General features: G+C 74.4%; 25 protein-coding genes and 1 other RNA gene. 14 read left to right on the forward strand and 12 right to left on the reverse strand.

All coding sequences use genetic code 11. The annotated features are described in order from the left end of the window. Positions 1-4: 4 nt before the first annotated feature. Together ACFCY7_RS02655 and ACFCY7_RS02660 are read left to right on the forward strand one after the other, a co-directional pair. Positions 5-1198 carry a lipid-transfer protein gene (locus ACFCY7_RS02655; protein ID WP_376480636.1) on the forward strand — a complete coding sequence of 398 codons (1194 nt, stop codon included), beginning with the start codon at positions 5-7 and terminating at the stop codon, positions 1196-1198. Positions 1199-1367: 169 nt separating this feature from the next. Continuing rightward, positions 1368-2819, forward strand: a complete 1452-nt coding sequence (locus ACFCY7_RS02660) for an MFS transporter (RefSeq protein ID WP_376480638.1) — start codon at positions 1368-1370, stop codon at positions 2817-2819. Positions 2820-2905: 86 nt separating this feature from the next. Here the strand turns inward: ACFCY7_RS02660 and ACFCY7_RS02665 are convergent, their stop codons facing one another. The 4 genes from ACFCY7_RS02665 to ACFCY7_RS02680 are packed head-to-tail and all read right to left on the reverse strand — an operon-like array spanning position 2906 to position 6332. Then, complete coding sequence (locus tag ACFCY7_RS02665; RefSeq protein WP_376480640.1) at positions 2906-3511, reverse strand: response regulator; 606 nt, start codon at positions 3509-3511, stop codon at positions 2906-2908. Further along, positions 3508-4674: a histidine kinase gene (locus ACFCY7_RS02670; RefSeq protein WP_376480641.1), complete on the reverse strand. Its 1167-nt coding sequence runs from the start codon at positions 4672-4674 to the stop codon at positions 3508-3510. Before ACFCY7_RS02670 ends, ACFCY7_RS02665 begins: the two co-directional genes overlap by 4 nt. Before the next feature lie 9 nt (positions 4675-4683). After that, positions 4684-5403: an ABC transporter permease gene (locus ACFCY7_RS02675; RefSeq protein ID WP_376480643.1), complete on the reverse strand. Its 720-nt coding sequence runs from the start codon at positions 5401-5403 to the stop codon at positions 4684-4686. Then, complete coding sequence (locus ACFCY7_RS02680) at positions 5400-6332, reverse strand: ATP-binding cassette domain-containing protein (protein WP_376480645.1); 933 nt, start codon at positions 6330-6332, stop codon at positions 5400-5402. The genes ACFCY7_RS02675 and ACFCY7_RS02680 overlap by 4 nt, the downstream gene beginning before the upstream one ends. A 285-nt stretch (positions 6333-6617) precedes the next feature. On the opposite strand from ACFCY7_RS02680, the gene ACFCY7_RS02685 reads away from it, so the two are divergent. The 3 genes from ACFCY7_RS02685 to ACFCY7_RS02695 are packed head-to-tail and all read left to right on the forward strand — an operon-like array spanning position 6618 to position 9545. Further along, positions 6618-7490, forward strand: coding sequence for a MaoC/PaaZ C-terminal domain-containing protein (locus tag ACFCY7_RS02685; RefSeq protein WP_376480646.1), 873 nt, complete (start codon positions 6618-6620; stop codon positions 7488-7490). A gap of 22 nt (positions 7491-7512) precedes the next feature. Further along, positions 7513-8589, forward strand: a complete 1077-nt coding sequence (locus tag ACFCY7_RS02690) for a Zn-dependent alcohol dehydrogenase (RefSeq protein WP_376480647.1) — start codon at positions 7513-7515, stop codon at positions 8587-8589. A 14-nt stretch (positions 8590-8603) separates the two neighbouring features. Next, a complete protein-coding gene (locus ACFCY7_RS02695; protein WP_376480649.1) occupies positions 8604-9545 on the forward strand; it encodes a 3-oxoacyl-ACP reductase in 942 nt (313 codons plus the stop codon). Between the two features lie 179 nt (positions 9546-9724). On the opposite strand, the gene ACFCY7_RS02700 is transcribed toward ACFCY7_RS02695, so the two are convergent. Then, positions 9725-9859: a hypothetical protein gene (locus ACFCY7_RS02700; RefSeq protein ID WP_376480651.1), complete on the reverse strand. Its 135-nt coding sequence runs from the start codon at positions 9857-9859 to the stop codon at positions 9725-9727. 49 nt (positions 9860-9908) lie between these two features. Further along, positions 9909-11045 carry a hypothetical protein gene (locus tag ACFCY7_RS02705; protein ID WP_376480653.1) on the reverse strand — a complete coding sequence of 379 codons (1137 nt, stop codon included), beginning with the start codon at positions 11043-11045 and terminating at the stop codon, positions 9909-9911. Between the two features lie 208 nt (positions 11046-11253). On the opposite strand from ACFCY7_RS02705, the gene ACFCY7_RS02710 reads away from it, so the two are divergent. The 5 genes from ACFCY7_RS02710 to ACFCY7_RS02730 all read left to right on the forward strand — a co-directional run bounded on the left by ACFCY7_RS02710 (position 11254) and on the right by ACFCY7_RS02730 (position 16333). Continuing rightward, a complete protein-coding gene (locus ACFCY7_RS02710) occupies positions 11254-12288 on the forward strand; it encodes an ABC transporter substrate-binding protein (protein WP_376480655.1) in 1035 nt (344 codons plus the stop codon). A gap of 75 nt (positions 12289-12363) precedes the next feature. After that, on the forward strand, positions 12364-13182 hold the full coding sequence (locus ACFCY7_RS02715) for a Nif3-like dinuclear metal center hexameric protein (protein WP_376480657.1): 819 nt from the start codon (positions 12364-12366) through the stop codon (positions 13180-13182). Then, complete coding sequence (locus ACFCY7_RS02720) at positions 13179-13922, forward strand: zinc ribbon domain-containing protein (RefSeq protein ID WP_376480797.1); 744 nt, start codon at positions 13179-13181, stop codon at positions 13920-13922. Before ACFCY7_RS02715 ends, ACFCY7_RS02720 begins: the two co-directional genes overlap by 4 nt. Further along, positions 13922-15412, forward strand: a complete 1491-nt coding sequence (locus ACFCY7_RS02725; protein WP_376480659.1) for a bifunctional RNase H/acid phosphatase — start codon at positions 13922-13924, stop codon at positions 15410-15412. Before ACFCY7_RS02720 ends, ACFCY7_RS02725 begins: the two co-directional genes overlap by 1 nt. A gap of 81 nt (positions 15413-15493) precedes the next feature. Then, positions 15494-16333, forward strand: coding sequence for a GNAT family N-acetyltransferase (locus ACFCY7_RS02730; protein ID WP_376480661.1), 840 nt, complete (start codon positions 15494-15496; stop codon positions 16331-16333). On the opposite strand, the gene eda is transcribed toward ACFCY7_RS02730, so the two are convergent. Both eda and yaaA read right to left on the reverse strand, forming a co-directional pair. Beyond that, positions 16323-16982 carry a bifunctional 4-hydroxy-2-oxoglutarate aldolase/2-dehydro-3-deoxy-phosphogluconate aldolase gene (gene eda, locus ACFCY7_RS02735; RefSeq protein ID WP_376480663.1) on the reverse strand — a complete coding sequence of 220 codons (660 nt, stop codon included), beginning with the start codon at positions 16980-16982 and terminating at the stop codon, positions 16323-16325. The two genes, ACFCY7_RS02730 and eda, sit on opposite strands and share 11 nt — an antisense overlap. A gap of 63 nt (positions 16983-17045) precedes the next feature. After that, positions 17046-17813, reverse strand: coding sequence for a peroxide stress protein YaaA (yaaA, locus tag ACFCY7_RS02740; protein WP_376480665.1), 768 nt, complete (start codon positions 17811-17813; stop codon positions 17046-17048). A gap of 94 nt (positions 17814-17907) precedes the next feature. Between yaaA and ACFCY7_RS02745 the strand changes: the two genes are divergently transcribed. Further along, the gene (locus ACFCY7_RS02745) at positions 17908-19350 is read left to right on the forward strand and encodes an RNB domain-containing ribonuclease (protein ID WP_376480667.1); all 1443 of its coding nucleotides are present in this window, start codon (positions 17908-17910) and stop codon (positions 19348-19350) included. Here ACFCY7_RS02745 and ACFCY7_RS02750 read toward each other — a convergent pair. Further along, on the reverse strand, positions 19295-20164 hold the full coding sequence (locus ACFCY7_RS02750; protein WP_376480668.1) for a hypothetical protein: 870 nt from the start codon (positions 20162-20164) through the stop codon (positions 19295-19297). The genes ACFCY7_RS02745 and ACFCY7_RS02750 overlap by 56 nt on opposite strands. Further along, positions 20161-20919, reverse strand: a complete 759-nt coding sequence (locus tag ACFCY7_RS02755; protein ID WP_376480670.1) for a MerR family transcriptional regulator — start codon at positions 20917-20919, stop codon at positions 20161-20163. The genes ACFCY7_RS02750 and ACFCY7_RS02755 overlap by 4 nt, the downstream gene beginning before the upstream one ends. 78 nt (positions 20920-20997) lie before the next feature. On the opposite strand from ACFCY7_RS02755, the gene rnpB reads away from it, so the two are divergent. Both rnpB and ACFCY7_RS02765 read left to right on the forward strand, forming a co-directional pair. Next, positions 20998-21396: RNase P RNA component class A (gene rnpB, locus ACFCY7_RS02760), an RNA gene on the forward strand. Positions 21397-21549: 153 nt separating this feature from the next. After that, the gene (locus tag ACFCY7_RS02765) at positions 21550-21873 is read left to right on the forward strand and encodes a nuclear transport factor 2 family protein (RefSeq protein ID WP_376480672.1); all 324 of its coding nucleotides are present in this window, start codon (positions 21550-21552) and stop codon (positions 21871-21873) included. Positions 21874-21897: 24 nt separating this feature from the next. Here the strand turns inward: ACFCY7_RS02765 and ACFCY7_RS02770 are convergent, their stop codons facing one another. Then, a complete protein-coding gene (locus ACFCY7_RS02770) occupies positions 21898-22641 on the reverse strand; it encodes an SDR family oxidoreductase (protein WP_376480673.1) in 744 nt (247 codons plus the stop codon). A gap of 83 nt (positions 22642-22724) precedes the next feature. Beyond that, a complete protein-coding gene (locus ACFCY7_RS02775) occupies positions 22725-23726 on the reverse strand; it encodes a Gfo/Idh/MocA family protein (RefSeq protein WP_376480675.1) in 1002 nt (333 codons plus the stop codon). An 84-nt stretch (positions 23727-23810) separates the two neighbouring features. On the opposite strand from ACFCY7_RS02775, the gene ACFCY7_RS02780 reads away from it, so the two are divergent. Beyond that, positions 23811-25085 carry a Bcr/CflA family multidrug efflux MFS transporter gene (locus ACFCY7_RS02780; RefSeq protein ID WP_376480799.1) on the forward strand — a complete coding sequence of 425 codons (1275 nt, stop codon included), beginning with the start codon at positions 23811-23813 and terminating at the stop codon, positions 25083-25085. Positions 25086-25139: the final 54 nt, after the last annotated feature.

The following is a 25139-nucleotide window of genomic DNA, read 5'->3' on the forward strand; positions in this document are numbered from 1 at the left end:
GAAGATGGGCAAGGCGTACGTCGTCGGTGTCGGGATGACCAGGTTCGAGAAGCCCGAGACACGGGACTGGCAGTACTGGGACATGGCCAGGGAGGCCGGCACGGCGGCCCTCGCCGACGCGGGCGTCCCCTATGCGCGCGTGGAGCAGGCCGCCGTCGGCTACTGCTTCCAGGCCTCCACCGCCGGACAGCGGGCCGTCTACGAACTCGGACTCAGCGGCATCCCCGTCTACAACCTCAACAACAACTGCGCGACCGGCTCCACCGCCCTCATGACCGCCCGCCAGTTCGTCGAGGGCGGAGTCGCCGACTGCGTCCTCGCCCTCGGCTTCGAGAAGATGACCAGGGGCGCCCTCGGCGGCGGGTCGGGCGCCGGGGACTTCGCGACCTCCCCCGTCGCCCGGCACTACGGGATCATGGCGGCCGCGCACGGCTTCGAGATGTCCCCGCCCACCGCCCAGATCTTCGGCAACGCGGCCCGCGAGCACATGGAGCGGTACGGGACGACGGAGGTGCAGCTCGCGGCCGTCGGCGCCAAGAACCACCAGCACTCGGCGAACAATCCCAACGCCCAGTTCCAGGACGTCTACACGGTCGACGAGATCCTCGCCGCGAAGACCGTCCACCGGCCCCTGACCAAGCTCCAGTGCTCGCCCACCTCCGACGGCGCGGCGGCCGCCCTCGTCGTCTCCGAGCGCTTCGTCGACGAACACGGGCTGCGCGGGCGCGCGGTGGAGATCGCCGGCCAGGCGATGACCACCGACACCGAGGAGTCCTTCGCCTCGGGCTCCTGCATCGACGCCGTCGGCCGCCCCATGTCCCGGGCCGCCGCCCGCCAGGCGTACGAGCGCTCCGGGCTCGGCATCGAGGACGTCGACGTCGTCGAACTCCACGACTGCTTCTCCGTCAACGAGCTGCTCACCTACGAGGCGCTCGGCATGTGCGAGGACGGCGCCTCCGGCAAGCTCGTCGAGTCCGGCGCCACCACCTACGGCGGCCGCTGGGTCGTGAACCCCTCCGGCGGCCTCATCTCCAAGGGCCACCCGCTCGGCGCGACGGGCCTCGCCCAGACCGCCGAACTGGTCTGGCAGCTCCGGGGCGAGGCGGGCCCACGCCAGGTGACGGGCGCGCGGGTCGGCCTCGCGCACAACATCGGGCTCGGCGGGGCGGCGGTGGTCACCCTGCTGCGGAAGGCGTAGGGCCGCGCCGCACGCCGTAGTGCACAGGCCGCCCCCCTGCACGTCGCAGGCCCCCCGCACGTCGCAGCCCCGCGCCGCAGGACCTGGGGCCCGCGCCGCAGGACCCAGGCCCGTGCCGCAGGGCGTAGGGCTCATGTCGTATGTACGGCGGCGAAGCCGGTCGGCGACCATGACACACATGCCGCAGACCGACTCCGCCGCCACCAGCACGTCCGACGCTCCTCCGACGGCCGGGCGGGTCCGGCCCTGGGCGGTCGTCCTGATCGCCTGCGCGGGCCAGTTCCTCGTCGTGCTCGACGTCTCCGTCGTGAACGTCGCGCTGCCGTCGATGCGGGCCGGCCTGGGGCTGTCGGACCTCGCCCTCCAGTGGGTGCTCAACGCGTACGCCATCGCGTTCGCCGGCTTCATGCTGCTGGGCGGGCGGGCGGCCGACCTGTACGGGCGGAAGGCGATGTTCCTGCTCGGGCTCGGGCTGTTCACCGCGGCCTCGGTCGCGGGCGGGCTGGCCCAGGAGGGCTGGCAGCTGGTCGCCGGGCGGGCGGTGCAGGGACTCGGCGCCGCCGTCCTCGCGCCCGCCACGCTGACCCTGGTCACGGACGCCGTCCCGGCCGGTGCGGCGAGGACCCGGGCCATCGGCACCTGGACGGCGGTCGGGGCGGCCGGCGGCGCGGCGGGCGGTTTCGTCGGCGGCCTCCTCGTCGACCTGCTCTCGTGGCGCTGGGTGCTGCTCGTCAACGTCCCCGTCGGCGCGCTGATCCTCGCCGCCGCGCTGCTCGGGCTGCGCGAGGGCCGGACCGGCGCGGGGCGCCGGCTCGACCTGCCGGGTGCCGTGCTCGTCACCGCCGGGCTCGCCACCCTCGCGTACGGCATCGTGCAGACGGAGGAGGCGGGCTGGACCGACCCCACGACCCTGCTGACGCTCCTCGGCGGTCTCGCGCTCCTCGGCGCGTTCGCCGCCGTGGAGGCCCGCACGGCCGCCCCGCTCATGCCGCTGAAGATCTTCCGCACGCGCGCGGTGGCGGCGGCCAACGCGGCGATCCTGCTGTGCGGTTCGAGCTCCTTCGGGATGTGGTTCTTCATGACGGTGTACGCGCAGAGCGTCCTCGGCCACACCCCGCTCCAGGCGGGCCTCGCCCTGGTCCCCAGCTCCCTCGCCGTCGTCCTCGGCTCCAAGCTCGCCCCGCGTCTGATGCCGGCGGTCGGCGCCCGCAACCTCGCCGTGCTCGGCGCCCTCGTCGGCGCCGCCGGCTTCGCCTGGCAGTCGGCGATGACCGCGGACGGCACCTTCCTGGGGACGATCCTGGGTCCCGGAATCGTGATGATGGCCGGCATCGGCCTCGCCACCACCCCGCTGGCCACCCTCGCCACGTCGAGCGCCTCCCCGGACGACGCGGGACTCGTCGCCGGCCTCGTGAACACCTCCCGCACCATGGGCGGCGCCCTCGGCCTCGCCGCCCTCTCCACCGTCGCCGCGGCCGTCACCGGCCCCACGAACGGCGCCCCCGACCCCGTGGCCCTCACCGCCGGCTACGCGGTCGCCTTCCGCGTGTCGACGGCGATCCTCCTGGTCGCGGCCCTGCTGATGCTGCTGTGGCTCCCGAAGGCCCCACGGAGGTCCTGACGAAGCCCCCGGAGTTCCTGACGGAGCCCACGGAGGTCCTGACGAAGCCCCCGGAGGTCCTGAAGAGCACCCGCCCCTACAGCCCCCTACAGCCACCCCTGCTGACGGGCCGCGCGGACCGCCTCCATGCGGTTGCGGGTGCCCGTCTTGCCGATCGCCGAGGAGAGGTAGTTGCGGACGGTGGACTCCGACAGGTGGAGGGCCGCCGCGATGTCGGCGATCGTCGCGCCGTCCACCGAGGCGGCCAGGGCATCGCGTTCGCGGGCGGTCAGGGGGTTCGGGCCGGCGCCGAGGGCCGCGGCGGCGAGCGCCGGGTCGATGACCGTCTCGCCCCGCAGGGCCTTGCGGACCGCCTCGGCCAGCTCCTCGACGGGCCCGTCCTTGACCAGGAACCCGACGGCGCCCGCCTCCATCGCCCGGCGCAGGTAGCCGGGGCGGCCGAAGGTCGTGAGGATCAGGACCCGGCAGTCGGGCGCCTCGTCGCGCAGGTCGGCCGCCGCGTCGAGCCCCGAGCGGCCCGGCAGTTCGATGTCGAGGAGGGCCACGTCGGGCCGGGACAGGAGGGCCGCGTCGACGATCTCGTCGCCGCGGCCGACCTGGGCGACGACCTCGATGTCCGGCTCCATGCCGAGCAGGAGCGCGAGTGCGCCGCGCATCATGCCCTGGTCCTCGGCCAGCAGGACTCTGATCATTGCGGCGGCTCCCCCTCGTGCGGGCTCGGGGCCTCCACGGGGAGTTCCGCGGCGACCTGGAACCCGCCCCCGGGGGCGGGTCCCGAGTCAAGAGTGCCGCCTGCGGCGGCGACCCGCTCGCGCAGGCCGCGCAGGCCGCTGCCCGGGGCGGTGCCGGCGGGGCCGCGGCCGTTGTCGGTGACGGTGAGGCGGACGCGTTCGGCGGTGCCGGCGAGGGCGATCTCGCAGCGGGTGGCGCCGCTGTGGCGGACCGCGTTGGTGGTGGACTCCCGTACGACCCAGCTGAGGAGGGCCTCGGCGGCCGGTTCGAGGAGGGGGCCGGAGCGGCGGACCACCGGCTCGATGCCGGCCGAGGAGAGCGCGTCGCGGGCGCGGTCCAGTTCGGTGGCGAGGCTGCCCTCGCGGTAGCCGGTGACGGCCTCCCTGATCTCGGTGAGGGCCTGGCGGCCCACCGACTCGATGTCGCGGACCTGGTCGAGGGCGGCGTCGAGGTCGTGCGGGGCGAGCCGGCGGACGACCTCCGTCTTGACGACGATCACCGAGAGGGTGTGGCCGAGCAGGTCGTGCAGGTCGCGGGAGAAGCGCAGTCGTTCCTTCTCGACGGCGGTCCTGGCCAGTTCCTCGCGGGTGGCCCGCAGCTGCCGGACCGTCTCGTCGAGGGTGAGGATCGTCGCGGTGACCATGACCGAGATGAACGTGCCGTACACGATGCCGATGGAGTTCCAGCCGTCCCGCCAGAACGTCACGAGGCCGGCCACCGCGACCAGCGGGACGGTGATCACGCGCAGGAGCCTGCCGCGGCGCACCACGGCGCCGACGGCGAGGCCCAGGAGGGGGAAGAACAGCAGCCACTCGCGGCCGTAGCCGATGCCGAGCGCGAGGGTGAGGGCGCCGAGCGTGCCCAGGAGGACCCAGGTCAGGGGGGCCTCCCTGGCGCGCGCGTCGAAGGCGCGGAGGACGACTGCGATGTACAGCGTGTTGAAGGCGAGCAGTCCGAGGCCGCCGATCCACGGGTTCGGCGCCTCGCCGCCGGTGAGGTGGGAGAGCGCGCCGAGCCCCATGAGCAGCCAGGGGAGGAGGCTCATCCCGGTCGGCCCCCGGTCCGCGCGCGCCCGTGCCCTTTCCCGTACGCCCGTGCTCCGCGGTCGCCACCCGTTGCCCATGCCCATTTCCTACACCGTCCTCGCCGAACGGCGGTACGAGACCGCCGCGTACGTTCCGAACAGCGCCGCCCACACGGCGATGACGGCGAGGGCCGCCGCTCCGGGCGCCGTCGCGTCCGTCACGGCCACGCCCAGCTCGGCGAAGCGGTGGGTGGGGGTGTACGCGGAGACGGTGCGGAGCCAGTCGGGGAAGAGGGCGACGGGGAACCAGAGGCCGCCGACGACCGCGAGCCCGAGGTTGCAGGCGACGTTGACGACGCCGGTGGTCTGGGCGGTGAGCCGGTAGCCGTTGCCGATGCCGAGGAGGGTGAAGGGGAGGGAGCCGAGCCAGAGCGTGACGGCGACCACCGGCCACTGCCAGGCGTCCATCCGCACGCCGTTGGCGAGGCCGCCGGCGAGGAGGACGCCGGCGATGGCGGGGAGGACGACCACCGATCCGGTCAGGGCGCGGCCGGTGACGACCTGGCGGGGCGTCATGGGGGTGATCCGCAGCTGCCGCAGCCAGCCCGTGGACTTGTCCTCGGCGACCCCGGTGCCGACGGAGAGGGCGGCGCCGAGCGCGCCGTACGCGGCCATGCCGACCATGGCGGCCGTCCGGTACGCGCTGTCGTCCGCGCCGAGGTTGGTGAAGAGGAGGTACATCATCACCGGGACGCCGATCGTCGAGATCGCGAATCCGGGGTCGCGCAGGGTGCGGAGCACTTCGAGGCGTACGTACGCGGTGATCATCGCGAGGTCTCCAGGGTCTTGGGCGCGGTGTGCGGGTTCCGGGTGAGGCTGAGGAAGGCGTCGTTCAGGGAGACCGGGGCGACCTCCAGGGAGCGGATCGCGTCCCGCTGCGCCAGGGCGCGGACGGTGTCGTCGGGGTCCGTGCTCCGCAGCCGCGCGCGGTCGCCGCGGATCTCGAAGGACGTGACGCCGGGCAGCAGGCCGAGCCAGTCGGTCGGGCCGCCGGCCAGGTCGAAGGAGACGAGTCCGCCGCCGGCGGCCCGCTTGAGCTCCGCGCTGGTCCCCTCGGCGAGGATGCGGCCGGAGTCGAGGACGACGATCCGGTCGGCGTGCTCGTCGGCCTCCTCCAGGTAGTGGGTGGAGAACAGGACGGTGTTGCCGCGGCGTGCGTAGCCGCGCATGGAGTCCCAGAACTCCTGCCTGGCCTCGACGTCGAGGGCGGCCGTCGGTTCGTCGAGGACGATCAGTTCCGGGTTCCCGGCGAGCGCGACGGCGAAGCGGACCCGCTGGGTCTGGCCGCCGGAGAGCCGGTCGACGCGGCGGTCGGCCAGTTCGGTCAGTCCGGCCAGCGCGAGGGCCTCGGCGACCGGCATCGGCGACGGGTAGGTGCGGGCGACGAAGCCGACGAGTTCGCGCACGGTGACGCGGGGGACGGGCCGGCCCTCCTGGAGCATCGCGCCGACCCGGCCGGCGGCCACGGCGCGGTCCGGGGTCCCGCCGAAGAGCGCGACCCGGCCGCTGTCGGGCTCGTCGAGGCCGAGGAGGAGGCCGATGGCGGTGGACTTGCCGGCGCCGTTCCGGCCGAGCAGGGCCACGGTCTCGCCCCGCCGGACGGTGAGGTCGAGGCCGTCGGCGGCGCGGACGGTGCCGAACGTCTTGGTCACGGCGCCGAAGGAGACCGCCGGGTCGTGCGGGGTGTCTGTCGTCATGGGACGACGCTACGAATCCGGGGCGGGGTCCCGGCAGGCGTGGATGTACGGACCTGGCCGTGACAAATGTCCCGGGTCGGCCCGGCAAGCGACTTCTGACGTATCGTCAGAAGTCTGCCGCCGGGAGGGTTCCCAACTCCCCCCGGCTGGGCTATACATGGGGTCCACCGACCTAGAACGCGTTCTAGAAGTGCCGTTCCGGGGAGGTCCCGCACGGCCTCGGCGTGACCGACGGTGCGGACGGTCGCGCCGAGGTCTTTCACCGCCACGAGGAGCAGCAGCCCGATGCCCATCGACCCCGCAAAGGCCGTCGCCGCCGAACCCCGCAGCGCCGAGATCTCCTGGGACCACAAGGACGTCCAGCTCTACCACCTCGGCCTCGGAGCCGGTTCGCTCCCAGGCAAGCCGAGCCCCGCCACGGACCCCGGCGAACTCCGCTACACCCTGGAGTCCCGGCTCCACGTCCTGCCCAGCTTCGCCACCGTCGCGGGCGCCGGCATGGGGGTCGTCGGCGGACTCTCCGCCCCCGGCATCGACATCGACCTCGCCGCCGTCCTGCACGGCGGCCAGTCGATCACCCTCCACCGGCCCGTCCCCACCGGCGGCCGGGCCGTCTCCACCTCCCGCGTCGCCGCCGTGTACGACAAGGGCAAGGCCGCCGTCCTCGTGCTGCGCACCGAGGCCGCCGACGACGAGGGGCCGCTCTGGACCAGCGACGCCCAGATCTTCGTCCGGGGCGAGGGCGGCTGGGGCGGCGACCGCGGCCCCTCCGAGCGCCTCCCGGTCCCGGAACGGGAGCCCGACGCCGTCGCCGAACGGCCGATCCGCGAGGAACAGGCCCTGCTCTACCGGCTGTCCGGCGACTGGAACCCGCTCCACGCGGACCCGGAGTTCGCCCGGCTCGCCGGCTTCGACCGGCCGATCCTGCACGGCCTCTGCTCGTACGGCATGACCCTCAAGGCCGTCGTCGACACCCTGCTCGACGGCGACGTCACCCGGGTCCGCGCCTACCGCACCCGCTTCGCCGGCGTCGTCTTCCCCGGCGAGACCCTCCGGGTCCGGATGTGGGCCGGCGAGGGCGCCGTCCAGGTGACGGTCACCGCCGTGGAGCGCGACGACGCCCCCGTACTCGCCGACACCGTCGTCGAGCACTCCTGACCCGTCTGATTGGAGCCGCACCATGCGCGCAGCCGTACTGCACGAGATCGGCCAGGACAAACTCGAGGTCGTCGACGACGTCGAGGCGGTGGGCTTCGGCCCCGGCAGGGTGCGGATCCGCGTCCGGGCCACCGGACTCTGCCACTCCGACGTCTCCGCGATGAGCGGCGTCCTGCCGCAGCCCGCCCCCTTCATCCCCGGCCACGAGGGCGCGGGCGAGATCCTCGACATCGGCGACGGCGTCACCGGACTCGCCCAGGGCCAGCGGGTCCTGCTCTGCTGGCTGCCCGCCTGCGGCAGCTGTCCCGCCTGCAAGCGCGGCCAGACCCAGCTCTGCCTGGCCGGCTTCATGAACGCCGGCGTGCCCAACTTCAAGCGCCCCGGCGGCGACGTCTTCGGCTTCGCGGGCACCGGCACCTTCACCGAGGAGGTGGTCGTCGACGCGGGCTGCGCCGTCCCCATTCCCGACGACGTGCCCTACGACATCGCCGCCCTCATCGGCTGCGGCGTCACCACCGGCCTCGGCGCCGCCATCAACACCGCGAAGGTGGAGGCGGGTTCGTCGGTCGCCGTCATCGGCTGCGGCGGCGTCGGGATCTCCGCCATCCAGGGCGCCAAGCTCCAGGGCGCCGCCCAGATCGTCGCCGTCGACCCCGTCGAGTCCCGGCGCGAGGCCGCGCTGAGGTTCGGCGCCACCGAGGCGGTCGCCCCGGACGCGCTCGCCGACGCCAAGCAGCGCGTCACCGGCGGGGAGGGCTTCGACTACGTCTTCGAGGTCGTCGGCAAGTCCGCCACCGCCCGGACCGCGTACGAGACGACCCGGCGCGGCGGCACCCTCTGCGTCGTCGGCGCGGGCGCCCTCGACGACCACCTCCAGCTCAGCATGTTCGAGCTGTTCTTCGACGAGAAGCGCATCCTGCCCTCCATGTACGGCGGCGGGGACGTGCTCCGCTCGTACGAACGGGCCATCGCGCTCTGGCGGGCGGGCCGCATCGACCTGGAGTCGCTCATCACCCACCGCGTACCGCTGGCGGGCATCAACGAGGCCCTGGAGCAGATGCGGACCGGCGTCGCCCTCCGTACCTGCATCGAGATCTGAGAGGACCCCGCGAGATGTCACTCCCCCTGGAAGGGCTGAGCGCGATCGTCACCGGCGCCGGCCGGGGCCTCGGGCGCGCCGAGGCCCTGGAACTGGCCCGGCTCGGCGCGGCCGTCGTCGTCAACGACTACGGGCAGCCCGGCCGCGACGGCTCGGGCGAGGCCTCCGCCGCGCCCGCCGAGGAGGTCGCCGCGGAGATCCGCGCGGCCGGCGGGCGTGCGGTCGCCCACCTCGGCGACGTGTCCGACTTCGAGACGGCGCGGTCCCTGGTCGACCTGGCGGTGTCCGCGTTCGGCAAGCTGGACGTCCTCGTCAACAACGCGGGCATCCTGCGCGACCGGATGGTCTTCTCGATGACCGAGGACGAGTGGGACTCCGTCGTACGGGTCCACCTCAAGGGCCACTTCAACACCACCCACTTCGCCGCGGTGCACTGGCGGGGCCGCTCCAAGGCGGGCGAGACCGGCGTCTACGGCCGGATCGTCAACACCTCGTCCGAGGCCTTCCTCGCCGGCTCGGCCGGCCAGCCCAACTACGCGGCGGCCAAGGGCGGCATCGTCGGCCTCACCACCTCGACGGCGCTCGCGCTCGCCCGGTACGGGGTCACCGCGAACGCCATCTGCCCGCGGGCCAGGACCCGGATGACGGAGGACGTCTTCGCCGGCTTCGGCGAGCCCGGCGAGGGCGAGCTCGACCCGCTGTCGCCCGAGCACGTGGCACCCCTCGTCGGCTATCTGGCCTCCCCCGCGGCGGCCGGGGTCAACGGCCAGCTGCTCGTCGTGCACGGCGGAATGGTGGCCGTCGTGGAACGACCGCGGGTCTCGGCCAAGTTCGACACGGCCAAGGGGGCGTTCACCTACGAGGAACTCGACGCCGTGCTGACCCCGCACTACGCGACCCGCCCGGCGGGCGAGACCTTCGCGGCGGCGGAGGTGCTGGGCCTGAAGAAGGACTGAGTCACGGGGGTGGCCAGGGGCCGGCGGGCGGACGGCGCCACGGGGGTGGCGCGGGCCCTGCGGTAGGGGCGCCCGGCGGCGGGAACGTCCGGAGGTGGGGACGCCGGGGCGTGGGGACGCCGGGCGGTGGGGAAGGCGAAGGGCCCCGGGGGAGACCCCGGGGCCCTTCGCCGTTCGCCTCACTGCGCGAGGGCGTCGGCCTCGCGGCGGTGCCGGCCGTGCGGCGAGGACGTGGAGTCCTCCGCCGGCGAGGCCTCGCCCCGGTGCTTGCCGGAGCCGTGCGGCTCCGTACCCTCCGTGCTTGCTTCCGACATGGTCGAACTCACCCCGTACGTGTTCTCTGCTGCTGTGCGGCCAGTGAGTCTAGCCAGCCGGTCTGCGGTCCGTCAGAGGCGCCTGCTGCAACGGCACCGGACGGCAGACCCGGGGTTCCTCGGCGGTGGCGGCCGGCTCGGGAGCGGGCTCCGGCGGGGGCTCGACGGCGGCGAGACCGCACGGGACCTCGGCCGTCGCGTACGGCAGCCGCAGCAGGCCCTCGGCCGTCCACAGGCCCGCGCCGGCCAGCCAGCCCGCGGGTGCGGCCAGTTGGCCGAGCCGGCGGGACGAGGGCTGCCAGGTCCCCACCCAGCTCCCGCCCGCCGCGTCGATCCGCAGCGCCACCGCGCAGCTCTCCGGCATCAGCACCTGTCCGGGCTGGACCGCGAACGGCGTCACCGCCGCGTCGTCGAGCCGCAGGCACTCCGGGAAGCGCACCGGCAGCAGGCTGCCGAGGACGCCCCAGCCGAGCCGGTCGTGCCCCGGGGACGGCGCGTCGGAGCGGATCAGGAGCAGCCCGCTGTCCGGGTCGGCGAGGAGCAGCCGGTCGTCGCTGTCCTCGGCGATCTGGAGCAGCGGCGTCGCCTCCCCGCCCCGCTCCAGGTCGACGGCGACGGCCTTCACCGGTCCGTCGTCGAGCCGCCGGTCGAGGGCGAGTATCCGGCCCGCGCGGTCGAGCCACACGCCGCCCGAGCAGCGGCCCCTGACCTCGGCGACCTGTTCGGGGCCGAAGGCCCCGCCCGCCACCAGCCACAGCGTGGTCGTGTCGGGGCCGACGCACATCGCGTACGCGCGGATGCCGTCGGGGGCGGGCGGCAGGAGCACCAGGTGCTCGGAGCCGGGCGCCTCCACCGCGCCGAGCTGGAGCTCGCCGGTGGCGGGGCCGGTGGGGTACAGCAGCGAGAACGTGTTCCGCCGTCCGTCCACCCGGCGGGCGACGAGGACCCGGCCGTCCGCGAGGGGCAGCAGTCGCGTGCCCGGCTCCTCCGGCTGGTCGAGGGGGAGCGGCACGGCGTACGGCTCCGGGCCGTCGAGGGTCCACCGCTCCACGTACAGGGCGTTCCCGGCGCCCGCGAGCCTGGCCGCGTACGCGCCGTTCGTCGTGATCGTGAACCCCGTCGGCCACCCGGTGTCCCTGTCGCGGTCGTCGTCCTCGGCCGCGGTCTCGATGGCACACGCTGTCATCGACTCGTCACCTCCGGCCACGAAGCTAGTTTTCGCACTTCCAGCCGAACAACACGAGCCGGGTCACTTCACACATAAGGGTGGTCGTGCGGCGGTTCGGCTGAGGGTGCGGGGGCGGTTGTGCTGGAGTGACCCATGGTGAGTAAGGTAAGGCGAACCTAAGCGGAGGCTGACCCTCCGCCAGGACGACCCGTACAGGAGCCTTCTCATGTCCCTCCGCCGCCGCGGCACCGCCGCCGTCGTCGCCCTCGCCGCCGCGCTCTCGCTCGCGGCCTGCGGAGGCGGTGACGGGTCCGCCGACCCCGCCGCGAAGGGGGACGCCGCCAAGAAGAAGGACGTCGCCACCGGCGGCAAGGACTTCGGCGACGCCGCCGCCAAGACCGCGGCCATGGGCACCGAAGCGCAGCCCGGGCAGTTCCCGCGCACCCTCACCCACGCCCTCGGCAAGACCGAACTCAAGGCCGCCCCCAAGCGGGTCGTCGTCCTCGACGTCGGCGAGCTCGACAACGTCGTCTCCCTCGGCATCCAGCCCGTCGGCTACGCCCCCTCCGAGGGCGACGACGGCATCCCCGGCTACCTGAAGAAGGACGCCGGCACCCCGAAGTCCGTCGGCACCATCAACAACCTCAACCTGGAGGCCATCGCCAACCTCCAGCCCGACCTCATCCTCGGCAGCCAGCTCCGCGCCGCCGACAAGTACGACGAGCTGTCGAAGATCGCGCCGACCGTGTTCTCCATCCGCCCGGGCTTCACCTGGAAGGAGAACTACCTCCTCAACGCCGCCGCGCTCGACAAGACCGCCGAGGCGAAGGAGAAGCTCGCCGCGTACGAGACCAAGGCCGAGCAGCTCGGCACGGACATCGGCCCGGACAAGCCGACCGTCTCCATGGTCCGCTACCTCCCCGGCAAGATCCGCCTCTACGCCAAGGCCTCCTTCATCGGCACGATCCTGGAGGACGCCGGCCTGCCCCGGCCGAAGAACCAGCAGATCGACGAGCTCGCCGCCGAGATCAGCCCCGAGAAGATCGACGACGCCGACGCCGACTGGATCTTCACCGGCGTGTACGGCGAGGCCAAGGCCACCAAGAAGGACACCGCCCAGGCCAACCCGCTCTGGAAGAACCTCAAGGCCGTCAAGGCCGGCCGGGCCAAGGACGTCCCGGACGAGACCTGGTACCTCGGCCTCGGCGTCACCGCGGCGAACAGCGTCCTCGACGACCTGCGCGAGGACCTGGTCAAGTAGGCCCGGACGAGGTTGTCCACAGGCCGGGACTCCGGCCAGAGCAAGGGGGCACGGAGGACAGGTAGCCTTTCCTCCGTGCCCCGTCTGTCTGAAGTCATCGCCGAGCTCGACGCCCTCTGGCCACCAGAGCGAGCCGAGTCCTGGGACGCCGTCGGCACCGTCTGCGGCGACCCCGACGCCGAGGTCGCCCGCGTGCTCTTCGCCGTCGACCCCGTCCAGGACATCGCCGACGAGGCGATCGCCCTCGGCGCCGACCTGGTCGTCACCCACCACCCGCTCTACCTGCGCGGGACGACGACCGTCGCGGCCGGCCACTTCAAGGGCCGCGTCGTGCACACCCTGATCAAGCACGACATCGCCCTCCACGTCGCGCACACCAACGCCGACACCGCCGACCCCGGCGTCTCCGACGCCCTCGCCGGCGCGCTGGACCTCCGCGTCACCGGGCCCCTCGTCCCCGAGAACAACCTCGGCCGGATCTGCGAGCTCGACCGCCCCGAGACCCTCGCCCAGTTCGCCGCCCGCGCCGCCGAACGGCTGCCCGCCACCGCGCAGGGCATCCGGGTCGCCGGCGACCCCGGCATGACCGTGCGCCGCGTCGCCGTCAGCGGCGGCTCCGGCGACAGCCTCTTCGGCGCCGCACGGGCCGCGGGCGTGGACGCCTTCCTCACCGCCGACCTGCGCCACCACCCCGTCTCCGAAGCGACCCAGCAGTCTCCGCTGGGCCTGGTCGACGCCGCCCACTGGGCGACCGAGTGGCCCTGGTGCGAGCAGGCCGCCGCCCAGCTCGACTCGATCTCCGACCGTCACGGCTGGGACCTCCGCGTCCACGTCTCGAAGACGGTCACCGACCCCTGGTCCTCCCACCACACCTCTCCTGGAGCCCCCAACTGAATGCCGCGCCCGCCGACCAGATCCGCCTCCTCGACGTCCAGGCCCTGGACGTTCGCCTCCAGCAGCTCGCCCACAAGCGCCGCTCGCTGCCCGAGCACGCCGAGATCGAGGCGCTGACCAAGGACCTCACCCAGCTGCGCGACCTGCTCGTCGCCGCGCAGACCGAGGAGAGCGACTGCGGCCGCGAGCAGACCAAGGCCGAGCAGGACGTCGACCAGGTGCGCCAGCGCGCCGTCCGCGACCAGCAGCGGCTCGACTCCGGTGCCGTCTCCTCCCCGAAGGACCTGGAGAACCTCCAGCGCGAGATCGTCTCGCTCGCCAAGCGCCAGGGCGACCTCGAGGAGATCGTCCTGGAGGTCATGGAGCGCCGCGAGTCCCTCCAGGAGCGCGTCGCCGAGCTCACCGAGCGGGTCTCCGCCGTGCAGGGCAAGAGCGACGACGCCACCGCCCGCCGCGACGCCGCCCAGGCCGAGCTGGACGCCGAGGCCGGCACGGTCACCAAGGAGCGCGAGGTCGTCGCGGGCTCCGTCCCGGCCGACCTCCTGAAGCTGTACGAGAAGCTGCGCGAGCAGCAGGGCGGCGTCGGCGCGGCCCGGCTGTACCAGCGCAAGTGCGAGGGCTGCCACATCGAGCTCAACATCACCGAGCTCAACGACGTCCGCGCCGCCGCCAAGGACGCGGTCGTCCGCTGCGAGAACTGCCGCCGCATCCTCGTCCGCACCTCGGAGTCCGGTCTGTAATGACGTCTTCGCGCGAGCTGATCGTCGAGGCGGACGGAGGCTCCCGGGGCAACCCGGGGCCCGCCGGATACGGCGCCGTGGTCCTGGACCCGGCCACGGGCGAGACGCTCGCGGAGGCGGCCGAGTACATCGGCGTGGCGACGAACAACGTCGCCGAGTACAAGGGCCTGGTCGCGGGCCTGAAGGCGGCCAGGGAGCTCTTCCCCGACGCCACCGTCCACGTCCGCATGGACTCCAAGCTCGTCGTCGAGCAGATGTCCGGCCGCTGGAAGATCAAGCACCCGGACATGAAGCCGCTCGCGGCCGAGGCCGGGCGCGTCTTCCCGGCCGGCCGCGTCCGCTACGAGTGGATCCCCCGCGAGCGCAACAAGCACGCCGACCGCCTCGCCAACGAGGCCATGGACGCGGCCAAGCTCGGTCGCCGCTGGGAACCCTCCGGCTCGACGGCCGCCCTCGACACCTCCGCCGCCCGCAACGCCGCCACCCCGCCCCCCGCGGGCCCTCCCGGCGACGCCACGGCGGGCGCGGCCAAGGCCCGCGCCGCACTGGCCACCGCCGCGGGGACGACCGGAGGCCCCGGCCCCGGCTCCGCCCCCGGCGGTACGGCCACGGGCTCCGGCGCCTGGCCGGCCGCCGCGTCGCGCCCGGCGGCCCCCGACGCCGGCGAGGACGACGGCCTGTTCGCCGCCGAGGCCGTCGCCGCCTCGGGAGACTTCGAGGCCGAGGCGGGCGCTTCGGCCCCGACGGGCCACGCCGCGCGCTCCCACGCGCCGGCCGCCCCGGCGTCCGTGCCCGACACCATCGCCGCGCCCGTACGACCGGAGGTCGCCGCCCCGGCCCAGGGCTGGACCGGGCCCGACATGGGGGCGCCGGCGACGTTCGTGCTGCTGCGGCACGGGGAGACGGCGCTCACGCCCGAGAAGCGGTTCTCGGGGAGCGGGGGGAGCGACCCCGAGCTGTCCGCGGCCGGGCTGCGACAGGCGGAGGCCGTCGCGGAGGCGCTCGCCGCCCGGGGCACCGTCCAGGAGATCGTCAGCTCGCCGCTCACCCGGTGCCGCCAGACGGCGGCCGCCGTCGCCGCCCGGCTCGGACTCGACGTGCGGATCGAGCAGGGGCTGCGGGAGACCGACTTCGGCGCCTGGGAGGGGCTGACGTTCGGCGAGGTCCGGCAGAAGTACCCGGCGGACCTCGACGCCTGGCTGGCCTCGGCCAAGGCCGCGCCGACCGGCGGGGGCGAGAGCTTCGCGACCGTCGCCCGCCGCGTCGCCGCCACCCGGGACCGGCTGGCCGCCGCGCACGCGGGCCGGACCGTCCTCCTCGTCACCCACGTCACGCCGATCAAGACCCTGGTCAGGCTGGCGCTCGGCGCCCCGCCGGAGTCCCTGTTCCGCATGGAGCTCTCCGCGGCCTCGCTGTCGGCCGTCGCCTACTACGCCGACGGCAACGCGTCCGTACGGCTCCTCAACGACACCTCCCACCTGCGGGGTTAGCGGGTGTCCTGCCGACCGGGCAGGACACCGCCCCGGGCAAACGGGTGGCGCGGGCCCCGCCCCCCGTATCACCATCCCGTCATGACCTGGCACTTCACCGAGGACGCCGACGCGTTCCGCAGCGCCGCCGCGCGGCACCTGGCCGCCGATCCCGCCCGCAACACCGCCGTGCTGACCCTGATGGGCCGGGCGGAACGGCTCGGCTGGTGGGCGGAGCCCGACGGCCGCGTCACGGGTGTGCTCGCCTACTCCCCGGCCGCGGGCCTCGATCTCGGTGCGGCGACGGAGGAGGCGGCCCGCGCCCTCGCCGCCGGGGCCGACGCGCTCGCCTCCCCGGGAGGCGCACCGGCCGGAGGACACCCGGTCGCCCTGCGGGGCGAGACGGCCGCCGTCGAGGCGTACGCGGAGGCGTGCGCACGTCCGTGGCGCGTCACCGGACGGATGAGGCTCTTCCGGCTCGGCGAACTCACCCCGCCGGACCCGGCGCCGGAGGGCCGGGGCAGGCTCGCCGCCGAGGCGGACGTGCCGCTCGTCGCCGCGTGGACGAGGGAGTTCGCGGTGTCCCTCGGCGAGGCGCCCGCCGAGGACTACACGGCCTTCGTCACCGAGCGGATCACCGAGGGCAGGCTGCACCTCTGGGAGGCCCCCGACGGCCGCCCGGTCTCGATGGCCGCCGTCTCCCGCACGATCGAGGGCCAGGCCCGCGTCCACCTCGTCTACACCCCGCCCGCCGACCGCCGCCGCGGCTACGCGGCCGGAGCCACCACCGCCGTCAGCCGCGCCGCCGTTGCCGCCGGCACCGGCCAGGTCCTGCTCTTCACCGACCTCGCCAACCCCACCAGCAACGCCCTCTACCAGCGCCTCGGCTACCGCCCGGTGACCGACCACCTCGGCGTGGAGTTCACCGGCCTCACCCGCTGACGGGCACCCCGGGCCCCCGGCGCAGTTCCGCCGCCCCGCGCGCGAGGGACTCGACCCGGGCCCAGTCGCGGGCCGCGAGGGCGTCGGGGGGCAGCATCCACGTACCGCCGACGCAGCCGACGTTGGGCAGGGACAGGTAGGCGGGGGCGGAGGCGGGGGAGATGCCGCCGGTGGGGCAGAAGCGGGCGTGGGGGAGGGGGCCCGCGAGGGATTTCAGGTACGGGACGCCGCCCGCCGCCTCGGCGGGGAAGAACTTCATGTCCCGCACCCCGTGTTCGAGGAGGGCGACGACCTCCGAGGTGGTGGAGACGCCCGGCAGGAAGGGGACGCCGGACGCCCGCATCGCGTCGAGCAGCCGCTCGGTCCACCCGGGGCTCACGAGGAACCGCGCGCCGGCGCCGACGGCGTCCGCGACCCCGGCGGCCGAGACGACCGTGCCCGCGCCGACGACCGCCTCCGGCACCTCGGCCGCGATGGCCCGTACGGCGTCGAGCGCGGCCGGGGTGCGCAGGGTGACCTCGATCAGCGGCAGTCCGCCGGCGACCAGCGCGCGGGCCAGGGGTACGGCGTCGGCGGCGTCCTCGATCACGACGACGGGGACGACGGGGACGTCGGGGGCTTCCGGGGCAAGGCCGAACACGCTCGTCATGGGCCTCATCCTGCCCAGGGCGAGCAGGACCCGCAACGAGCGTTGCGCAGCGTGCAACAGGAGCTAGTGGATCTCGTCCACCAGGACGTCCAGCGCCCCCGCCTTCCCGCCGTCCTCCACCACGTACCCCAGATCCCGCAGGGCCTCCGTCAGCTCCGCGGGCGACGCGGGTGCCGCACCCGCCTCCAGGAGGCTCCGGACGATCCGGCCCTTCGTCGCCTTGTTGAAGTGGCTGACGACCTTCCGGGTCGGCGCGTGCAGCACGCGCACGGTCGCGGTCCGCGCCGCGACCTCGCCCCTCGGCTTCCACGCCGACGCGTACGCCGACGAGCGCAGGTCGAGGACGAGACCGTCCCCGGCCGCCTCCGGCAGCACGGACGCCATCGCACCCCGCCAGTGCGCGCCCAGCGCACCCAGGCCCGGCAGCTTGACGCCCATCGAGCAGCGGTACGAAGGGATCCGGTCCGTCACCCTCACCGCGCCCCACAGCCCCGAGAACACCAGCAGGGACCGGTCGGCCCGCTTCCGGGCCGCCGCGTCCAGGGTCGCCAGACCCAGTGCGTCGTAGAGGACCCCGGTGTACACCTCGCCCGCCGGGCGCGCGCCCGCCGTCCGCAGCTCCACGTTCTTCGCGACCTCGCCGCGCAGCCCCTCGCTCAGGCCCAGCACCTCGCGCGCCTTCTCCTCGTCGGCGGCGCACAGCTCGACCAGCTCGTCCAGGACCGCCGCCCGCGCCTCCGCGAGCCCCGGCAGGGACAGCGACTCCGGCTTCAACGGCGCCCCGCGCCCCGAGGAGGCCTTGCCTTCGGAGGGCGGCAACAGCACGAGCACGGTGGTTCTCCTTCGTCCGTACGGGGTGGGGGTGCGGCCCCGGCCGTCCAGCGTACAAAGTGCCGGGGACCCCGCCGCGCCATACGCTCGGTCCATGCCACGCCGCCACATCCACGTGACCGGCGCAGCCGAGGCTCCGCTGCGGGCCGCCCTGCGCGCACTCCGTACCGAGCTCGCGATCCCCGAGGCCTTCCCGCCGGCCGTCCTCGCCGAGGCAGAGGAGGCCGCCAAGCACCCCCGCCTCCCCTCGTACGACGCGACCGACCTCCCGTTCTTCACCATCGACCCGCCCACCTCCACCGACCTCGACCAGGCCATGCACCTGGCCCGCAGGGCCGACGGCGGCTACCGGGTCCACTACGCCATCGCCGACGTCGCCGCCTTCGTCGCCCCCGGCTCCGCGCTCGACGCCGAGGCCCACCGCCGGGTCCTCACCCTCTACTTCCCCGACGGCCGGGTCCCCCTCCACCCCGCCGTCCTCTCCGAGGGCGCCGCCAGCCTCCTCCCCGGCGAACCCCGCCCCGCCCTCCTCTGGCGCATCGACCTCGACGCCCAGGGGCGCCGGGTCGCCACCGACGTCCGCCGCGCCCTCGTCCGCAGCCGCGCCAAGCTCGACTACGAGACCGTCCAGCGGCGGATCGACGACGGCACGGCCGAGGAGCCGCTGGCCCTGCTCCGCGACATCGGGCGGCTCCGCGAGGCCCTGGAGGTCGAACGCGGCGGGATCTCCCTCAACGTCCCCGAACAGGAGGTCGTCGAGACCGACCACACCTACTCCCTCGCCTACCGGGCCCCGCTCCCCGCCGACGCCTGGAACGCCCAGATCTCCCTGCTCACCGGCATGGCCGCCGCCGACCTCATGACCGCCGCCGGCACCGGCATCCTGCGCACCCTCCCCACCGCCCCCGACGGCGCCGTCGCCCGCCTCCGCCGCTCCGCGCACGCCCTCGGCGTCGACTGGCCGCACCACGTCTCGTACGCGGACGTCGTCCGCTCCGCCGACCCGACCGACCCGCGGCACGCCGCCTTCCTCCAGGAGTGCACGACCCTGCTGCGCGGCGCCGGGTACACCGTCTTCACCGACGGCCACGTCCCCACCCCGGCCGTGCACGCCGCCGTCGCCGACGAGTACACCCACTGCACCGCACCGCTGCGCCGGCTCGTCGACCGGTACGCGGGCGAGCTGTGCGTGTCCGCGGTGGCGGGCGACGAACCCCCCGAGTGGGTACGGGCCGCCCTGCCGGCCCTCCCCGACGAGATGGCGACCGGCTCGCGCCGCGCCAACACCGTCGAACGGGAGAGCGTCGACATCGTCGAGGCGGCCCTCCTGCGGGACCGGATCGGCGAGATCTTCGACGCGTACGTGATCGACGTCAAGGAGCGCGAACCGGCCGTCGGCACCGTCCACCTGGAGGACCCGGCGGTCGTCGCCCGCATCGCCGGCGGGGAGTCCCACCTGCCGCTCGGGGAGTGGCTGCGGGTCAGGCTCGCGGAGGCGGACCCGGGATCGGCGAAGGTGCTGTTCGCGCCCGCGTGAGCGCCCCGACCAGGGCGCGCGGGTCGTCGGCGTGCAGCCGGATCAGGCGGACGGGCCGGGGCGCGCCGAGCAGCCGGGGCGCGTCGACCGGCTCGGTCAGCTCGACCGTGACGGAGGTCTGCGAGCCGACGGCCAGGTTCAGTTCGCCGTCGGCCTTCTCGTGGGTGAAGAGCGACTCGTGGCGGACGGCCGCGATCCGGTCGACCGGGACCCGCACGTCGACGTGCGCGGCCTGCCGCACCCGCAGGACGCCCCCGCCGAGCGTGTGCGGACGGGTCGCGGACGCGGCGTGCAGCCCGAGGACGAACAGCACGGTGTACACGTCCAGGACGAGGACGACCGCGTGCACCAGAGGCCAGTCGGCGAGCAGGTACGACATCCCGGCCGTCTCGACCAGGCACACGAACGCGAAGCCGTACATCAGCGCCGCCTGGTCCCGCGCGTGCGGGAAGACCCCGTCCGCGCCCTCCACCCCGTGCGGGCGCCGTGCCACCCACCGCGCCAGGCTCGCCGTCAGGCGCAGCTCGTGCCCGATCAGCCGCAGCACCGGCTCGGGCACCAGCTCCGCGACGGCCGCCCGGCGGGAGAGCCCCCGCCGCCGCAGCCCCCGGTAGGCCAGGCCCTCCGCGAGCAGCAGCGCGACGGCGGCGGCCTCGGCGGCGGCCCACACCGCCCCGGGTATCCGCACCCCGCCGACCAGCAGGACGGCGAGGACCGCTTCGGCGGGGAGCGCGACGTACGCGAAGAGGCGGAGCAGCCGCACGGGCCGGGGGCGGCCGGCGGTCCCGCGAGCCGCCGCGCGGGGGCCCGTCATCGGTTCCGCTCCCCGCGCTCGCGGACCAGGCGGATCGCCATGCGGACGGCCGCCGACTGGGCCGGGGCGAGGTCCGCGAAGAACGTGTCGGCGAGGGAGGAGCCGTCCCCCGACCCGGCGGGCGGGATGTCCACCCCCAGCTCGTCCGGCAGGCAGGCGGCGAGCATCCGGGCCGCCTCCGCGACCCGCGGATCGTCCGGTGCGGCCCCGGCGAGGGCGTCGAGCGCCGGGTACACCTCGTGCGCGTGCCGCGCGGTTCCCCCGATCAGGCCGATCAGCCGGGCCCGCTCCTCCTCCGGCACGACCACGTCGAGCAGCGCCAGGATCTCCCGGTCCTTCGCCGCCATCGGCGACTCGGGCAGCTCGCCCAGGCCCGCGAGCAGCGCGGCGAGCTCCGCCGACACGGGTCCCTCGGCGGGCAGCCGCCCGGCCCGCGCCTCCGCGAGCAGCGGGACGAGCCGCTCCCGCCGCTCCCGGATGACCGCCTCCTGCCGTGCCAGGTCCTCCGCCAGCTCTTCGAGCACCTCCACGAGCCCCCTCCCCTCGTCGTCCGCCAGCACGTCCCGCACCTCGTCGAGACCGAGCCCCAGTTCGGTCAGCCGCCGGATCCGCGCGAGGAGCACGGCGTCCCGGACCCCGTACTCCCGGTATCCGTTCGCCCGCCGCGCGGGCTCGGGCAGCAGCCCCGACTGGTGGTAGTGCCGCACGGCCCTGGGGGTGACCCCCACGAGTGCGGCGATCTCGCCGATACGCATGCCGCCCAGTAGAAACCCTGACGCCGCGGCAAGGTCAAGCGCCCGGCCCCCGGCGGGTAGCATGGTCGGCACGGCAGACGAGCCGGGCGGGCGGCCGCGTGGAGATCCCCGGATCTCCCCGAGGAACGTCCGGGCTCCACAGAGCAGGGTGGTGGCTAACGGCCACCCGGGGTGACCCGCGGGACAGTGCCACAGAAAACAGACCGCCGGGGACCTCGGTCCTCGGTAAGGGTGAAACGGTGGTGTAAGAGACCACCAGCGCCTGAGGTGACTCAGGCGGCTAGGTAAACCCCACTCGGAGCAAGGTCAAGAGGGGACACCCCGGTGTCCCTGCGCGGATGTTCGAGGGCTGCTCGCCCGAGTCCGCGGGTAGACCGCAGGAGGCCGGCGGCAACGCCGGTCCTAGATGGATGGCCGTCGCCCCGACGACCGCGAGGTCCCGGGGCACAGAACCCGGCGTACAGCCCGACTCGTCTGTCGGCCATCGCGAGAAGGGCCCTGACCGGGCGGAGACCCGGTCGGGGCCCTTCGTCGTGTCGCCGTCGGACCTCGCGGGCCGGGACGGCTGTCGGAGGGACCTCACGGCCGGGGCGTCCGGGCGGTGGGGTCCGCCGGGTGTACGGGTGGGGGATGACGATTCCCGTGAACCAGCTCAGTGACCCCGCCGTGCGCGCTTTCGTCACGGCCCTCAACGCCAACGACCAGGAGGCCTTCCGGGCGGCGCTCGCGCCGGGCGCGACGATGTCCGACGACGGCTCGGAGCGGGACCTGGAGGCGTGGACGGAGAAGGAGGTGTTCTCCTCGCGGGGGCACATGGAGGTCGAGTCCGAGAAGGGCGACGGGCTCGTGCTCGTCGCCCGCTACCGCAACGACACCTGGGGCGAGATGCGCACCAAGTGGCAGTTCACCGTCGACGGCGGGAAGGTCTCCCGCTTCGAGACCGGGCAGGCGTAGCGGCCCGCGGGCGTCGGCCGGGGGTCATCCCCGGCCGATGTACGGCATGGCGGTGGCCATGACCGTCGCGAACTGGACGTTCGCCTCCAGCGGGAGGCCCGCCATGTGGACCACGGTGGCGGCGACGTCCGCCGCGTCCATCACCGGTTCGGCCGCCATCCGGCCGTCGGCCTGGAGGATGCCGGTCTGCATGCGGGCCGTCATCTCGGTCGCCGCGTTGCCGATGTCGAGCTGGCCGCAGGCGATGCGGTACGGCCGCCCGTCGAGGGACAGGGACTTGGTCAGGCCCGTCATGGCGTGCTTCGTCGCCGTGTACGCGATGGAGTGCGGGCGCGGCACATGGGCGGAGATGGAGCCGTTGTTGATGATGCGGCCGCCCTGGGGGCTCTGGTCCTTCATGGTCCGGAAGGCGGCCTGGGCGCAGAGGAACGCGCCGGTCAGGTTGACGTCGACGACCGCCCGCCAGGTGTCCGGGTCCAGGTCCTCGACGGGGACGCCGCCGCCCGCGAACGTACCGGCGTTGTTGAAGAGCAGGTCGACGCGGCCGTAGTGGTCGCGCACCGCCGCGAACAGGGCCGCGACCTCCTCCGCCGAGGTCACGTCCGTGGGGACGGTCAGGAAGTCGCCGGACGGCAGGGCCGCCGCCGTCCCGGCCAGCGCGTCCGCCCGGCGGCCCGCGAGGGCGACGGACCAGCCCGCCCCCGCGAGTGCCAGAGCCACGCTCCGGCCGATGCCCGATCCCGCTCCCGTCACCACTGCGATGCTCATGGGCGCGCAGCGTACGCGAGACGCGTGCCCCGTGAACGCATCCGTCCGACACGTGGATGCCCCGCCGTGGACGCCCCGGGCGCCTACACCCGTGCGGCCGCGACCTCGGACGGGTAGCGGACGCCGACGCGCTCGCGGACGGCGTCGAGGGTGCGCATCACGGCGAGGGAGCCGTCGAGGGGGACGAGGGGGGACTCGGTCGCGCCGGCGCGCAGGCAGCGCATGACCTCGGCGGCCTCGTGGCGGAGCGAGTGCGGGTCGTCCTCGTTGGTGTGCTCCTCCGGCTCGGCGCCGTGGCGGTGCAGGGTGAACCGCTCGGGGAAGAAGAAGCCGCGCGGGACGTCGATGCGGCCGAGCGTGCCGGTCACGGACGCGGTGAGCGGGGTGTCCGCGACGAGGGAGCAGGAGAGGAGCGCGGAGGCGCCCGATTCCCAGCCGAGCAGCATGCCGGTGTTGAGGTCGACGCCCTCGGGGGAGATCAGCGCGTGCGCCTGGACGGAGGACGGCTCGCCGAGCAGCAGCTGTGCGAAGGACACCGGGTACACGCCGAGGTCGAGGAGCGCGCCGCCGCCGACCGCGGGGTCCCGCAGCCGGTGGCCGGCGTCGAAGGGGCCCGCGAGCCCGAAGTCGGCCTGCACGGTGCGGACCTCGCCGATGGCGCCGTCGCGGACCAGTTCGACGAGCCGGCGGATCAGCGGGTTGCAGTACATCCACATGGCCTCCATGAGGAAGAGGCCGCGCTCCCGGGCGAGGGCGACGAGTTCCGCCGCCTCCCGGGCGTTGAGGGTGAGGGCCTTCTCGCAGAGCACCGCCTTGCCGGCCTCCAGGGCGAGGCCCGCCGCGGCCCGGTGGGCGTGGTGCGGGGTCGCCACGTACACCACGTCGACGTCCTCGTCGGCGAAGAGCCCGGCCCATTCCCCGTACGCGCGCGGGATTCCGAACCGGTCCGCGAAGGCCCGCGCGGACGCCTCCGTGCGGGACGCCACCGCGACGACCTCTGCGCCGTCGAGCGTCAGCAGGTCCGTGGTGAACCGCTCGGCTATGCCACCCGTCGCCAGGATCCCCCAGCGCACCGCTTCTCCCATGCTGTCCATCCGTTCCCACGAGGTGCCGACCATGCCGATCGAGCTGAGAGCATAGGCAAGGTTTCAAACGAAATGGAGCAGTCGATGCCCGAGAGCGGCCAGAAGACAACACCGGGGCACATAACCGAAACGGCGCCCGCGGTGACCGCCACCCGGCGGACGGGGCTGCTCGTCACCCTCGTCCTGGGTGGACTCACCGCCCTGCCCCCGCTCTCCATGGACATGTACCTGCCGGCGCTGCCGCAGGTCACCGGCGCGCTGCACGCGCCCGCCGCGACCGTCCAGCTCACCCTCACCGCCTGCCTCGCCGGCATGGCCCTCGGCCAGCTCGTCGTCGGCCCCATGAGCGACAAGTGGGGCCGCCGCCGGCCGCTGCTCGTCGGCATGGTCGTGTACGTCCTCGCCACCGCCGTCTGCGCCCTCGCCCCCACCGCCGAACTCCTCATCGGCTTCCGACTGCTCCAGGGCCTCGCCGGAGCCGCCGGCATCGTCATCGCCCGGGCCGTCGTCCGCGACCTGTACGACGGCGTCGAGATGGCCCGCTTCTTCTCCACCCTCATGCTGATCTCCGGATCCGCGCCGATCGTCGCCCCGCTCATCGGCGGCCAGATCCTGCGGATCACCGACTGGCGGGGCGTCTTCCACGTCCTCACCGTGATCGGCGTCCTGCTCACCGTCGTCGTCTGGCGGTTCCTCGACGAGACGCTGCCGGCCGGGCGCCGGCAGCAGGGCGGTGTCGGCGCGGCCCTGCGCACCATGCGCGGCCTCGTCGCCGACCGGGTCTTCGCCGGATACATGCTGGCCGGCGGCTTCGGCTTCGCGACGCTCTTCGCCTACATCTCGGCCTCGCCGTTCGTCGTCCAGGAGATCTACGGCGCCTCGCCGCAGACCTTCAGCCTGCTCTTCGGCCTCAACTCCGTCGGCCTCGTCGCCCTCGGCCAGATCAACGGCAAGCTCCTCGTCGGCCGCGTCAGCCTCGACAAGGTCCTGGCCTGGGGCCTGGGGACGATCTTCCTCGCCTCGCTCGCGCTCCTCCTCCTGACGAGCGGCGTCTTCGGCGAGGCCGGCCTCTTCCCGATCGCCGCCTGCCTCTTCGTCCTGATGTCCGCGATGGGCGTCGCCCTGCCGAACACCAACGCGCTGGCCCTGATGCGCACCCCGCACGCCGCCGGATCGGCCTCCGCGCTCCTCGGCACCACCTCGTTCCTCGTCGGCGCCGTCGCCTCCCCCCTCGTCGGCATCGCCGGCGAGCACACCGCCGTCCCCATGGCGGTCGTCCAGATCGTCTGCGCCGTCCTGGCCCTCGCCTGCTTCCTCGGCCTGTGCCGCCCGTGGCGGTCCGCCCGCACGGAGCTCTGACCCGGCGGGCGGTGTGGCACCGGCCGCCACAGCGCCCGCGATGTGACGATCTGC

Source organism: Streptomyces sp. NPDC056361 (assembly GCF_042262805.1).
Classification (GTDB): Bacteria; Actinomycetota; Actinomycetes; order Streptomycetales; family Streptomycetaceae; genus Streptomyces.